The organism is Rubeoparvulum massiliense, assembly GCF_001049895.1.
Taxonomy (GTDB): Bacteria; Bacillota; Bacilli; order Rubeoparvulales; family Rubeoparvulaceae; genus Rubeoparvulum; species Rubeoparvulum massiliense.
Genome location: NZ_CVPE01000003.1, coordinates 167,142 through 179,382, shown reverse-complemented (window position 1 = coordinate 179,382; position 12,241 = coordinate 167,142). Strand labels below are relative to the sequence as shown.

Here is a 12,241-nt window from a genome sequence, read left to right as displayed (position 1 = left end):
ATAGGAGAGGAGTTGGGATGAATGGAGCAAGAGGAGTTCATTCAGATCGCAGGCACCAGTATTTATATGACAGAGGGGCGTGCAACCGCCCAGGAATTAAGTGAGAAGGCAGGGATTCCTGCAGAGATTATCATTGAGAAGTTTGGACTTTATGAGAAGAGAATTGCAGGCAGAGATGAGCATGTCTCTGATCTGGCAGTGAAGGCAGCACGCCCCCTATTGGAACAGGAGCAGGTGGATCCGCTGGAGATCGATGTGCTGATTTACTTTGGGAGTCCCCATAAGGATTATTTGGTCTGGTCCTGTGCAACGAAGATCCAACATGAATTGGGCTTAAAGAATGCTTACGCCTTCGAGCTGATGAATATTAGCGCTGGCTTTCCCATGGCATTGAAGGTGGCGAAGGATATGCTACGAAGTGACGCCCATATTCGGAAGATCTTGTTGGTAGGTGGCTGCAAGGAATCCACACTCATCGATTATGAGAATCAGCGTTCCCGCTTTATGTTTAACTTTGGCGATGGTGGTGCTGCTGCCTTAATTACTCGGAGCAATGGCCTAGGAAACTCCACTCCAAGGAATCGCTTGCTGGACTATGCCTTTATCACCAATGGTGCATTTCATGATTTTGTCAAGGTACCAGCAGGAGGAACGGTGCAGCCGGCTTCTATAGAGAGTGTTACCCAAAGCCGACACGCCATTGATGTAAGTAATCCAGAACAGATGAAGGCAGGGCTCGACCCCATTACCTTGAAGAATTTTGTCCATGTGGCACAAGAGGCCATGGAGCGTAGCGGTAAAGCCTTCAATGAGCGGACTTGGCTCTTACCCCTACATACGAAGCGCTCCCTATTCCATCAGCTTTTGGCTTCATTGGGCTTAAAGGAGGAGCAAGCAGTCTATCTCGACCACTTCGGTCACATGTCCGCCCTCGACCCCCTTTTTGGCTTCCATCTCTTAAAGGAGCAGGGAAATCTAGAGCCAGGCGATACAATTCTCTTCCTCAGTGCTGGGACAGGTTATTCCTGGGTGGCGATGGTGATGGAGTGGGTGGGGGAGTAGGGGATAAGAAAGAAGTTAATACTAAGTTTCCTAAATAAAGAATAACCAGGAGACTATATGGTCCCCTGGTTTTATAACTATTAGTATACTTTTAGATATAAGCTTCTATGCTTAAATGATTGATACAAGTTTATCACTATCTAGTAGATTTAATTCGATAATGCTCGGGTTCTTAAGTGCTCTGCAACTTTTCTTCTAAGTGTGTTCACATCTTTTTTAAGATCTAGTGCATGAACTTTTGCATGACAATTTGGACATAAGGCAATGGTATTTTGTATTGTATCCTCACCGCCCTTAGAAAGCCAAACGATGTGATGGGTATGAAGAAATGGTTTGTCGTTTTGATAAAATGGCGCTTCCTGCTCACAGAGCTGACATATACCATGTGCCCAACGTTTGGCATATTCTGCGATATAGGGGTCACGAAGATAAACATGTGCTTTTACTTGCCGTAAGCTAGGCTTTTCCTTTACGTATTTTGTATGAAGTTTGAGATCATCGTCAGTCTTTTTTTCAGCATTTTTTTGGCGGTACTCTTCTTTCTTTTTGATGATATCGATATCTTCTAGATAGGGCTGAGCTTCACTGTCTGCTAGCTGTAATGGAAATATCCATACCCTACGGGGCTTATTATCCTTATCAAGTTGTTTCGATGGGAAGGGATCATCTACTAATGTCATTTGACCAATGAAAGTATATTTTTTGGGGATAAACACTTCAAAAAGATAAACATCAATACCATTGATATTGGACTCTGCTAGTTTTTTGTTTTGTTTATAATCGAGACTTTGATCGTCAAGTGTGCCCATTCCAGTGTAATAAAAGATATCACCTTCCCACCAATCTTCATATAACGATTTTGTATGGTCTGAAATGAGTACAAGTGCATTTTTTTCATTTGAGGGCCTCATTCCACCTTGAGAAGCGCACTTAAATAAGCGATAGATTTGATCATTAGATAGAATATCTCCTGGTTTAAGACCATGATTAAAAGACATGTAGTTTTACCTCCTGGCACAATTAGTGGTATAAATAGACTGAGAAATTTGCTGGATTCCAAGTGAGGAATATGTTACCTATTGGCTATAGTATACCAATAATATGCCAATTATGGAGGCGAGGTAATGTGTTCAATGGACTTATCCCAATCATTTAGTGGCTTTTTCTAGTTAGGGAAAGGATTCAATGCTATTTTTCTGGAAATTGACTTACACATATAAATAATAAAGGTGCCCAGAATAGGCACCTTTTGTATTTAATAACTTATTTACTCCAAAGGATCAAGAGCGCGATTGTTAATCCTACATAGATCCATAGTAAATTATCTCAGCAACAGTTTAGCAGTTTTTTCATGGCTTTGCCTCTAAATTGACAAAACATCGATCATCCAAACTTTTTTTGAATATAGCTTTTAATATGTGATTAATTAGAGATTAATGGTTTAGATAATCACGAGCAATTCCATAGTGAGCTATTGGAAACAAAGAATCTTTTAATGCTAGTAGTAATAGAAGGCCATATGGTTGTGGGATATAAGATTGATTATGAGGAGTCCATTCATCGTAGTGGCAACGGGGAATTGGTATACAGTCAATGGTATATCAATATCACTACTGTAGAGAATAAGGCTATCAGATGATTCGTACCAATGTAATAAGTAAGTAGCGGAATTTGCTGAACCTGAACTTAAAGCAGGGGTTTGGTATCATTGAGGCAGATACTAATAACAAAGAAGGTCCAAAGATCATTTTGATTTAGAATTTGATGAGGTGGGACTATCTCACATGTCGCAGCAAAGCTTCTTGCTCGATGGAACGTCGCCATAAAAAATTTAGGAATATCATTATCAAATACAATTGCTGTAAGATCAATATTATTTTCAAATTTGGAATAACAAGGATGTTTTGTAAGCGTACAAGCGAGAGGGGAGTGTGGTTAAGATGAGTCTCTTGAAAAGATGGCAACATGCATTCAAGCTGGAGGTCTATTATGATGGCTGGTGTCCCATGTGTACAGCGATCCGTCAGCGTCTCGAAAAAATGGATCGTCTCCGCTTGCTCACTTGGGTTTCTATACGAGATCAAGCCGCTGTTCAAAGAATCCCCATCCCCTTTGCAGCATTAGAGACTCGGATGTATACCAAGAAGGTTCGAAATAATACCTATGTTTCGGATATCCGAGCCATCGCCGCCATTGTTGCACGAATCCCGCTCCTATGGCTATTCTGGCCATTCTTGAAGCTTGCACAGTTCACAGGCTTAGGCTCCTATGTATATCATTATGTTGCGAAAAAACGAAGGATTGTTCCAGTTGGAGCATGTGATGAATCCTGTGGAATCGAAGAGGGAAATTATCGTAAAAAAGTGAATCAGTGTCGGTGATGAAGCCTTCTTGATACTAATAATTCCTTGATAATAATAATGAGGTCTGTCCTTCACGGGCAGACCTCAAAATATGTTGTAAATCAGTTTTCCTTATAGTTCATCTGCAATCCCGAGCAAGGCGATCCCGAAGAGGACAAACCCGATAATAATATAATGCTTGATGCTCAACTTCTCCTTCAGGAAGATCCGTGATAGGATGACGGAAAAGAAGCTATAGGATGCAATGAGTGGTGCCGCGATGATGGCGTTCTTCGCCATGGCAAATACATAGAAGAACTGTCCTGCTGTTTCTAAGATAGCAGCAAGCCCTTTGTCACGTTCTTTAAAGATGGCAAAGGGTACTTTTTTAATTCCCTTCAAATAGATGATGGATGCAACAGCACAGATGAGGAAGGTATATTCATAAGCGATCAGTGCAGCATCTTCACTGATCAGCTTCATCTCATCAAGATAAATCCCATCAGCAAAGGTTCCAAGTCCATCGATAAAGGCATAAAGAATCGGGAAGGTGATAGCTAAGAAGCTAATCTGATATTTTTTATCAATCTGCGTATTACTTAGCTTAAGTGCTTCCGTTTCTGCTTGCTTCTCCAATACTGCAAGGCCAATTACACCTAAGGTAATAATCACAACCCCTGAAACGTCAAGAACACCTAAATCCTGTGGAAAAAAGAGAAATAATAAGATTGCGGTTACAGCACCTGAAGAGTTCTGTACAGGGGAGGCAATGGAAAGTTCAATATATCTCAAACCAATATAGCCAATGGTCATTGACAATATGTAAAGGGCTGAGACAGGTAAATACCGAATAAGATCAAATGGCTCAAAGGTTAATCCTTTGATAAGCATATAGACGGTTGCGTGAAGACCCATGACCAAACCAACCATGGTTACAATCTTGAGATGGCTGTAACGGTCATTGCTATCTGTGCCTTTTTTATAAAATAAATCAGCACCGCCCCATGCTAAGGCTGTTAAAAGTGAAAATATAAACCACATGGTTCCCTCTCCTTGTTGTAGATTTTTGCAGCTATCATTGCTCTTGCCCAATTGGAAATAGTTTGTTCACTCAATGCTAGTACTGTGGACAAGTAACAAAACCCATTATACGACAAGAGAGTCGGCTTGTGTTGTATAAATCTATTTCAATTTTATGTCAAATCAGGATTTTCATTCACCTCCGTTAAGCTGTAAGCATGTTATACGCACTTTAATTTTTGCTTGATACTTTCAACCATAAACAGATATACATGTTATAATATAGTTTAAAATACAGATAATGTATTGGAAGCGTTAAATCTATAATGATGACGGATTTGTGAACAAGGAAAAGGTGAGGACATGGGAGATAGAAAGCAGGAGGAGCAAGACTTATTTATCCGCCAGTTACGGCAACTGATTAAAGCCAATTATATTAGTCAAGATATATATACGCGCGTAGCTGAAGGGTATCGGCGCTATCAACGGGATCAGAAGGAGCAGACCCTTGAGAGTGGGGAAGAAAGGGAGGTTCAGTCCTCCACAGATGGACAAAAAATTGATGATAAAAGTAAAATTACAAGTGGCAATGTAAAATTGCCTGAGAAGAGAGTCCTCGTAAAGAAAAAAACACCTGAAGAGGTACGGGAGCAAAAGATTACCTGGTCCCTGATCATGGGTGTACTCATGATCTTGATCAGTGGGTTATTTGTTGCAACGAATAATTGGGAGCGTTATAGTCCAGGGGTCAAGACGAGCTTCAACGCCATCGTGGCGCTATTCTTTTTCATTATTAGTTGGGTATCCCAACGATTTTTGCAGATTAAGAAAACCTCATTTGCTTTCTTGGTACTGGGAGGTCTGTTCGTTCCCATTTTCTTTCTCTCCATCGGGTACTATCGACTGCTGGGGGAATGGCTCTCTTTATTTGGCGGAGGGAAATTTTGGTTCGGGGCATTGAGCGCTCTTGTGTGTCTACCTATCTATTTCTATCTAGCTAGAAGGTATAATTCCCGGATCTTTGTCTGGTTTTCCTACCTTACTTTAACGCTACTCTTCGCTTTCATCTTAATGGGAACTCAATTACCCTTAGATGCCTTCTATTTTGGGATGATTCTGTTTAATGGTCTATTACTCTATCTCTATTATCGTTATGGCAAGCAGGGAAGGATGCCACTCTTCACGAAGGAGCTACCTGCTTTTGCCCAGATGAATCTGGTGATCAGCACCTTACTCATGCTCATGCTGTTTAACAGCCCTGTTTTTTATAGTGTGAATGTGATCCTCACTGCATTTCTCTATATGTGGATGATCTTCGTCTACCAAAGGAAGGAATATAGCTTTGTCTTTATTCTGTTGCTGGCCTATGGACTATATCAATTGATTGAGCATACCGCTCTTCAGCATTTGGACTTTTTGCTCTTCTCGCTGGTGGGGATTCTCTATCTCTACTTCGAGCGGATCTTTGAGGAGGGCTTTTTGAAGCGTCTCTTCCATTATACGAGTGCGGTAGTCTCCTTCTTTGCTTTTATTTATATCAGTGTGCAGGGCTTCTTACTACGTTATGAGCATTCGTCAACATTACTGCTGCTCGCTTATCTCGCCTTGACGCTGAATTATCTCTTGCTCACCAATCTAACGAGAAAATCCTTTTTCGCCTATCTCACTTCGATTTTTCTCTTTGTTTCGGGATATCAGGTCTATAATCTGCTACTGAGTATCTATCCGCAAGAATGGCTGGAACTCTTTCTCTTCCTCTATGCTTTCCTCATCTTCTGGGTATTCTCTATGAGGAATATGCATCGTTGGACGATGCCGATCAAAGAAAGCAGTCTTGCTGTGGCGCTCATCGTGATGCTAGGAGCCATTGTACTGGCATTCTTCAATGAGAAGTGGTTCACCTTGCCCATTCTACTCTTCGCCTATGGTGGGGTATGGGGGAGGCTTGTCCAAGCTCAAGAGGGGAGTCTACGCAAGATCGGGCTTGTCATGAATCCATTAACTTGGCTGCTTGGCTTCTGGTCGATTTATTTGAGCCTTCAGGCGAGAGATATATGGCCTTTTTATACTGCATATCTTCGTATACCAAGTCATTTCGCTATTATAGGTCTGATCTTATTCATGGTTCAATGGGGATGGAGAAGGCTTAAACAGGGAGCTTTAGCAAGGAACACATTTTATGCTGGTCAGCTTAGCTATACCATGTCACTTCTGTTGATCCTTCGCGGCCTCTTCGCTTATGAAATGAATCATTTGGTTGTGGAAGACGGGTATATTCGTACAGGGATCCTATTGCTCGGATGCTTCGTCTATACCTCCTTGGTTCAGGTAACACGTTATCAGCCACTTTGGAATCTTGTATCGATGACTGCCCTTTGCTTTTATATTTCACTTCTAGCTGTGCTGAATCTAGTTCAGGATGAAGCTGTTTTCGGAGTACTATTTTTGCCGGTGTTTCTACTGCTCATCGAGTGGATAGGAGAGAAAAAGTATCCTGAGCTAAGGCGGTATTTCTTTGGCTTGGTCCATGTAATTCAGCCCATTATTATCTTATTGACCCTGATCCTGTTTGCCTTTGCTCCCTTTCATCCGAGAGTGTATCTCATACCTCTAGGTGTCTATCTATATAGCTTATGGAGAGCCCAAGGAATCTTTAGCGGCTATTTCTTCTTATATGGGGCATTCACCATGGTTCCCATCTTGTTGCTAACCACTGTGATGTATTATGACCTACAGATGGATGAAGCGTGGATATTTCCGCTTACCTCTCTGGTTCTAGGATTGACGTGGTTCTTCATGAAGGGGCCCTGGCGACGTCGTACAGAAATCTACTTAATCCCATTCTCATTCTTCGGTTTGATGATCTGGAATGGGAGCATGTCTCCAGCTACCTGGTGGGCGGGTCTTCTTTCCCTGGGTTATACCATTTTTATCCTGCGTTTTTTACATGGGAGAAAACTAGATATATTCAATGCATTTCCATTGGCGCTGATGCTGAGCTATTGGTTAGAGTCGCAAGCATTTTCTTCTCAAGTCACGCTATGGATTGGCTATGCTCTTTTTCTCGGATTCGTGGGAGCAGGGAAATATCTCTATACCTATCTCGTCCAGTTTGAAGCTGGGAAGTTGCCACGCCTTGATTGGTATACCTTCTTTAGTTTGCTCTATCTTGCTACCACTCTTAATGAGGTGGATGCGGATGCCAGTCTACTTCTTCAGCTTCTCACACCCACGCTTCTAGTAGGAGCACTATTCTTGCAGATTCCCCGTTGGTCGCAGCCATTGGCTCAAAAAATCATGACAACCATAGCTGGACTCAGTCTCCTCTATCCGTATTATGTACTTTTAGGGAATCTTCAGATCCCAGTGGTGATACAAACAGAGCTCTATACACTACCTTGGTTAGTACTGCAAATTGTACTAAGTAAAAAAATCTGGTCACACCATCAAAAGATCATGCAGAAAATACAGCTCGCTCTTCTTATGGTGATTGCCATCATTCTACTGCTGGATACTCTTCAGAGTGATACGCTGTCAGATGCACTCCTTTTGGGAGGGTTAGCGTTGCTATCCATTCTGGTAGGGCTGTATTCGCGGACGAAATCATACTTTTTTGTGGGTAGTGTAGTATTGATGCTTAATCTCTTTATCCAGACAGAACCGTTCTGGGGTAGATTACCTTGGTGGGCTTATCTTCTGATGGCTGGCTTCATTCTCGTGGTGGGAGCAAGCTTCTATGAATGGCAAAGACAAAAGAAAAAAAGAGATTATGGAGGGTAATAGGAGAGATGGAGGAATTGGCAGAGAGCTTTAAGCGGGGCTTCGGCAAGCGGTTGCCAGTGGTTGAGGAGGAACTGGGTATCTGAGGGATGATCTGCAAATCCGTATTCAATAATCTGGACAGCCACATGTCCAGTATCACGATGCATAAAATAGTAATCGCGATTAGGCTGACCGGGAAGGTGTCGGGTGAAGACACGTCGTTTCTTCATCCCCACCTGTACCAGTTCATCCATAATTAGATGAGGAAGCGTGGTCGTATCATATAGGCTATGGATCACTTCAGCCCCCTTACCACCGCCACGGTTAACATGGTTGGAGAAACAGTAGCGAGCACCGCTGTTTCTAACTAATTTGGCACGATGATGGGGAGTGAGGTACTGATCCGACTTTCTGGTTAAATCGTACTCAATCTTTAATTGCTCACAGCGCTTGGCCTGGTAGAGAGAGATCTTGAGATTTAGCTCTTTTTCAAGAAAATACTGGTTGCTACCACCGCCATGGTCTTTGCCACCATGACCTGCATCGATACAGAGAAGTGGTGTCCTCTTTTTCATATTGAACATCCTCTCTTTGCTATTTCAAACGCTCTTTCTATTAATAGCATATGCAAAGAGAAGGAAGTATGAGTAGACAAGGAAACCTAGTATTGTATCACTTTTGCCATGTAATATTCATCCACATAATTACCATTGATAAAGAGGGAGTATTGTCGAACACCCTCTGCTTTAAATCCTGCCTTTTGAAAGAGGGCAACAGCTCGCTGATTGTGGGTCATGACCATGGCTTCTAAGCGGGTTAATTGACGCTCACGGGCCCAAAGTTCAGTTTGTTTGAGAAGCTCATATCCCAACCCTTCTCCCCAATGTTCTTGCAGGATGCCCATCACGATGGTGGCACAATGCTTGGCACGGGGAGCCATCTTCCCAAATACGGTAAGATGGCCAACGAGGTCACCTTCATCTTCCACGACAAAGATCGTAGAGTTTGGTTCATTAAGTAGTGAGGTAACACGCCGTTCAGCTCTTTTTGGTGTACAATTTCGTTCATAGGCGCCATATTTCAAATAATCCGTTTCTGCCTCCAAGCACTGGATTAAATAAGCGTATTCAATGAACTCATCAGGTTGAATGGTACGTATTAGCATATTGCCTCTCCTTTTTCAGATAAGTTTAACTATTCAATAATTGTAATGACTTTTTGGAAGAAACGCAAATGGAATTGATCCTATTCCATTGATAATATCATATCGAGATGGGGAATATGATCCTCAAGATAGGTCTCAGAGATGGGCTGGAAACCAAATGATGTATAAAATTCTTGAAGATATTCTTGGGCTTGGATGAATACCATTGTCTCTTTTAGCTCATGTTGAATAAAGTCGAGGGCACGCTGTAGCAACTCTGTGGCCATACCTTGCCCACGATAGTTCTTCTTTACAAGCACTCTTCCAATGGAGAGGTGAGGATGAGGACTCCCGGCAGGCAAGATTCGTAAATAGGCGATGATTTCTCCATTTTGTTCTTGATAAAGATGATAAGCGACCTTATCATGGCCGTCAACTTCTGGATAGGGGCATGCCTGTTCCACAACAAAAACATCCACCCGTTCCTTCAAGATATTGTATAACTCATCTGCTGTTAACGCTTCAAAACGTTTAAGCTGCCAAGTCATTGGAGTTCCTCCATTATGATGTAATTGAGTGTAGAAGATGATCAACTCATTGAATGATGAATATTATAATTATATTACATCACGAACATGTAAACCAATATGGAAGTGTTACGTAGTAAATAGTATAGTGAAACCTTAATTTGTATAAAGAGGGTGTTAACATGGGTGTTACCAGAGTATCGACAATTTTGAAATGGGTTTCCGGTGGACTCGAAGCGTTCTTAGGTATACCGATTGTAGGTGGCTTAATCATCTTCTCATCTGCGTGGACTCCCCTATTTGTCATGTTGGTGCTGCACATTGTAACCTTGATCTTTTCGATTAATGAAAGGACAAATCGGCATGGTAGTATTCTTGGGATTGTGACTTCATGTGTTGGCGTTATCCCCATTGTAGGGATGATTATGCATATCATTACGGGAGTTGTGCTAATGGTGGATGCTTATCGGTATAGTGAGGGAGAAAGAATGTAGAAGAATAGAATATGGATGAAGTATGAAAGTATGAAGATGGCCTTCCTTTTATAAAAAGGAGGGTGTTTTTATTTTTAATCGGATTATCAATTACTTTGATAAATCGTAAAGTAATAAGGTAACAAATATAGAATAAAATAATAAAAATGGATAGGAACATCTGAATATATCGAAAATAAAGACTAAATAAGTGGAAGGAGGTGTAAGTGAATGAAAGTATCAACAATTTTGAAGTGGGTTACTGGAGTATTAGAGGCATTATTAGGTATTCCTATTATAGGTGCTGGAATCATCGTTGGTCTTCTATGGACTCCACTATTCTTAATGCTAATTCTGCATATTGTAACGCTTATTTTTTCTGTAAAAGATAATGTCAATAAGCATGGAAGTATTCTTGGGATCGTTACCTCGTGTATAGCATGGATTCCATTTGTTGGAATGGTTCTTCATATTATTACTGCAATCTTGCTTATGATTGACGCAGCGATGAATAATAAGTCACAAGCTAATGTAAGTGCATAATGTTTGCACAAGCAACACCATCCTCTTTTTTCCTCATGGATGGTGTTGCTTAGATCTATGTGAAGAACCCATAACTTTCTCTTGAACTGGTCCGTTAATGGTATAGAAAGGATATCATGGAAGATGATTCAGGAAAGGTTGTGTGAAGATGAAGAAGAAGTTACTGATTCTATTATTCGTTACCTTATTAGCAATCAGCTTGAGCGGATGTGGAACGACGAAGGACTCCAATTCATCAGGCTCCACTGATCAAGGAACAAAGCAAGAATATATCGGTGCAAGAGGGGAAATAACAGAACTATATCTCGATGAAAACAAGAAAGTTATGGGCTTTATGGTTGAAGGTGAAAGTGAACGGACAGAGACCTATGAACTCTATGATAAGGCATCTGTTTCAATTACGGAGGATACTAAGATTATGAAAGGGAATCAAGCGCTATCTGTTGAAGATTTAAAGGAAGGCATGAAGGTAATGGTGATTTTTGAGGGAGAGGTGCGGGAAAGCTACCCTGTACAAGTGACTGCAAAAAGCATCGAGATCCTTGAATAGCAGCTACCATTATCCTTCGCTACCCAACATTCAAGGCGGCTGATAGAATGAAAAAAGCTCTGCTCACCATAATGATGTTCAGCGTGATATTTCTATTTTCAAGTAAGGGATATGCTACTGCATATCATAATGAAGTAGGACAAGAAGGCGATTCTGGTGTAACCATCGCCTTCAGTCTCCTCGTAATTCTTATCCTAGTGCTCAATTACTTTCGGAATCGAAAGTAATTCTGAGGAGGATTACGGTAAACCGTTCAATCAGAACCAGATTAAGAATCATAGATGGACACCGTAAGGTTATAGGAGAAATCGAATATGCTTTGAATAATCTTGGTGTATACGTCTTTTGGGTTAAAGACAGTGAATCGGTCGAAATCAGATTGAACTAAATCATTGGGTTATCCTCTCATATCTCTTGGAATCAAGATCCAATGTTTAGTATATGGTCAGCTTCTTCGTGTCATTCTGTTGTCTAGGGTTGTGAATGAACGTCAAATCCGACGCGTTTTGTAAGCAGTGCATATATAACTTGAGGAAAAAGGATAGTTATAAAGCCTAATATTTGTTTTTTTCTTGGAATATGTTAATATAATGGTAAGTTTAGCATAGAATAAAAAAGAGGTCGCAGATGCCGAAAACATCTTTGACCTCAGTACAATAGTCACCCTTCAAAGGGGCTGGCTCACTTGTTAAAATGACCTCCCATGCTTGTTAGGGTCAAGGGAGGTCATTTGTGTTTGTCATGGATGATTGATAGGATCAACACGACCAATGTGGCGAAAGAAACCATCAAGAATAGTGCATCTTTGATCTCCATCA

General features: G+C 41.2%; 13 protein-coding genes. 7 read left to right on the top strand and 6 right to left on the bottom strand.

Features of this window, described 5'->3' with window-relative positions; translation table 11 throughout:
• Positions 1-21 precede the first annotated feature (21 nt).
• On the top strand, positions 22-1,062 hold the full coding sequence (locus BN1691_RS01025) for a 3-oxoacyl-ACP synthase (RefSeq protein WP_048600388.1): 1,041 nt from the start codon (positions 22-24) through the stop codon (positions 1,060-1,062).
• A gap of 149 nt (positions 1,063-1,211) precedes the next feature.
• Here the strand turns inward: BN1691_RS01025 and BN1691_RS01020 are convergent, their stop codons facing one another.
• Positions 1,212-2,060, bottom strand: a complete 849-nt coding sequence (locus tag BN1691_RS01020) for an HNH endonuclease (protein WP_048600387.1) — start codon at positions 2,058-2,060, stop codon at positions 1,212-1,214.
• Between the two features lie 942 nt (positions 2,061-3,002).
• Here BN1691_RS01020 and BN1691_RS01015 point away from each other — a divergent pair.
• Positions 3,003-3,443: a thiol-disulfide oxidoreductase DCC family protein gene (locus BN1691_RS01015; protein ID WP_048600386.1), complete on the top strand. Its 441-nt coding sequence runs from the start codon at positions 3,003-3,005 to the stop codon at positions 3,441-3,443.
• Positions 3,444-3,536: 93 nt separating this feature from the next.
• Here BN1691_RS01015 and BN1691_RS01010 read toward each other — a convergent pair whose 3' ends face one another.
• Positions 3,537-4,445: an EamA family transporter gene (locus tag BN1691_RS01010; protein WP_048600385.1), complete on the bottom strand. Its 909-nt coding sequence runs from the start codon at positions 4,443-4,445 to the stop codon at positions 3,537-3,539.
• A 342-nt stretch (positions 4,446-4,787) separates the two neighbouring features.
• Between BN1691_RS01010 and BN1691_RS01005 the strand changes: the two genes are divergently transcribed.
• Positions 4,788-8,204, top strand: coding sequence for an SCO7613 C-terminal domain-containing membrane protein (locus BN1691_RS01005; RefSeq protein ID WP_048600384.1), 3,417 nt, complete (start codon positions 4,788-4,790; stop codon positions 8,202-8,204).
• Here BN1691_RS01005 and BN1691_RS01000 read toward each other — a convergent pair.
• From BN1691_RS01000 to BN1691_RS00990, 3 genes are all read right to left on the bottom strand, one after another.
• On the bottom strand, positions 8,192-8,761 hold the full coding sequence (locus BN1691_RS01000; protein WP_048600661.1) for an N-acetylmuramoyl-L-alanine amidase family protein: 570 nt from the start codon (positions 8,759-8,761) through the stop codon (positions 8,192-8,194). The genes BN1691_RS01005 and BN1691_RS01000 overlap by 13 nt on opposite strands.
• 86 nt (positions 8,762-8,847) lie before the next feature.
• Entirely contained in the window at positions 8,848-9,351 is a 504-nt protein-coding gene (locus BN1691_RS00995; RefSeq protein WP_048600383.1) for a GNAT family N-acetyltransferase, read from the bottom strand.
• Positions 9,352-9,431: 80 nt separating this feature from the next.
• Positions 9,432-9,878, bottom strand: coding sequence for a GNAT family N-acetyltransferase (locus BN1691_RS00990; protein WP_048600382.1), 447 nt, complete (start codon positions 9,876-9,878; stop codon positions 9,432-9,434).
• A gap of 161 nt (positions 9,879-10,039) precedes the next feature.
• On the opposite strand from BN1691_RS00990, the gene BN1691_RS00985 reads away from it, so the two are divergent.
• From BN1691_RS00985 to BN1691_RS00970, 4 genes are all read left to right on the top strand, one after another.
• Positions 10,040-10,351, top strand: coding sequence for a hypothetical protein (locus BN1691_RS00985; RefSeq protein ID WP_048600381.1), 312 nt, complete (start codon positions 10,040-10,042; stop codon positions 10,349-10,351).
• A gap of 210 nt (positions 10,352-10,561) precedes the next feature.
• Positions 10,562-10,873, top strand: a complete 312-nt coding sequence (locus tag BN1691_RS00980) for a hypothetical protein (RefSeq protein WP_048600380.1) — start codon at positions 10,562-10,564, stop codon at positions 10,871-10,873.
• Positions 10,874-11,021: 148 nt separating this feature from the next.
• Positions 11,022-11,423, top strand: coding sequence for a DUF3221 domain-containing protein (locus BN1691_RS00975; protein ID WP_048600379.1), 402 nt, complete (start codon positions 11,022-11,024; stop codon positions 11,421-11,423).
• Between the two features lie 47 nt (positions 11,424-11,470).
• Positions 11,471-11,650 carry a hypothetical protein gene (locus tag BN1691_RS00970; RefSeq protein ID WP_048600378.1) on the top strand — a complete coding sequence of 60 codons (180 nt, stop codon included), beginning with the start codon at positions 11,471-11,473 and terminating at the stop codon, positions 11,648-11,650.
• Between the two features lie 499 nt (positions 11,651-12,149).
• Here BN1691_RS00970 and BN1691_RS14970 read toward each other — a convergent pair whose 3' ends face one another.
• Complete coding sequence (locus tag BN1691_RS14970; protein WP_390621623.1) at positions 12,150-12,239, bottom strand: putative holin-like toxin; 90 nt, start codon at positions 12,237-12,239, stop codon at positions 12,150-12,152.
• Between the last annotated feature and the right edge of the window lie 2 nt (positions 12,240-12,241).

What these genes read in the sequence shown, in the direction of transcription:
- BN1691_RS00975 (WP_048600379.1), top strand. Translation starts at nt 11,022, where the DNA reads ATGAAGAAGAAGTTACTGATTCTATTATTCGTTACCTTATTAGCAATC.
- BN1691_RS01025 (WP_048600388.1), top strand. Translation starts at nt 22, where the DNA reads ATGGAGCAAGAGGAGTTCATTCAGATCGCAGGCACCAGTATTTATATG.
- BN1691_RS01005 (WP_048600384.1), top strand. Translation starts at nt 4,788, where the DNA reads ATGGGAGATAGAAAGCAGGAGGAGCAAGACTTATTTATCCGCCAGTTA.
- BN1691_RS01000 (WP_048600661.1), bottom strand. Translation starts at nt 8,761, where the DNA reads ATGAAAAAGAGGACACCACTTCTCTGTATCGATGCAGGTCATGGTGGC.
- BN1691_RS01015 (WP_048600386.1), top strand. Translation starts at nt 3,003, where the DNA reads ATGAGTCTCTTGAAAAGATGGCAACATGCATTCAAGCTGGAGGTCTAT.
- BN1691_RS00995 (WP_048600383.1), bottom strand. Translation starts at nt 9,351, where the DNA reads ATGCTAATACGTACCATTCAACCTGATGAGTTCATTGAATACGCTTAT.
- BN1691_RS00970 (WP_048600378.1), top strand. Translation starts at nt 11,471, where the DNA reads ATGAAAAAAGCTCTGCTCACCATAATGATGTTCAGCGTGATATTTCTA.
- BN1691_RS00990 (WP_048600382.1), bottom strand. Translation starts at nt 9,878, where the DNA reads ATGACTTGGCAGCTTAAACGTTTTGAAGCGTTAACAGCAGATGAGTTA.
- BN1691_RS01020 (WP_048600387.1), bottom strand. Translation starts at nt 2,060, where the DNA reads ATGTCTTTTAATCATGGTCTTAAACCAGGAGATATTCTATCTAATGAT.
- BN1691_RS01010 (WP_048600385.1), bottom strand. Translation starts at nt 4,445, where the DNA reads ATGTGGTTTATATTTTCACTTTTAACAGCCTTAGCATGGGGCGGTGCT.
- BN1691_RS00980 (WP_048600380.1), top strand. Translation starts at nt 10,562, where the DNA reads ATGAAAGTATCAACAATTTTGAAGTGGGTTACTGGAGTATTAGAGGCA.
- BN1691_RS00985 (WP_048600381.1), top strand. Translation starts at nt 10,040, where the DNA reads ATGGGTGTTACCAGAGTATCGACAATTTTGAAATGGGTTTCCGGTGGA.
- BN1691_RS14970 (WP_390621623.1), bottom strand. Translation starts at nt 12,239, where the DNA reads ATGGAGATCAAAGATGCACTATTCTTGATGGTTTCTTTCGCCACATTG.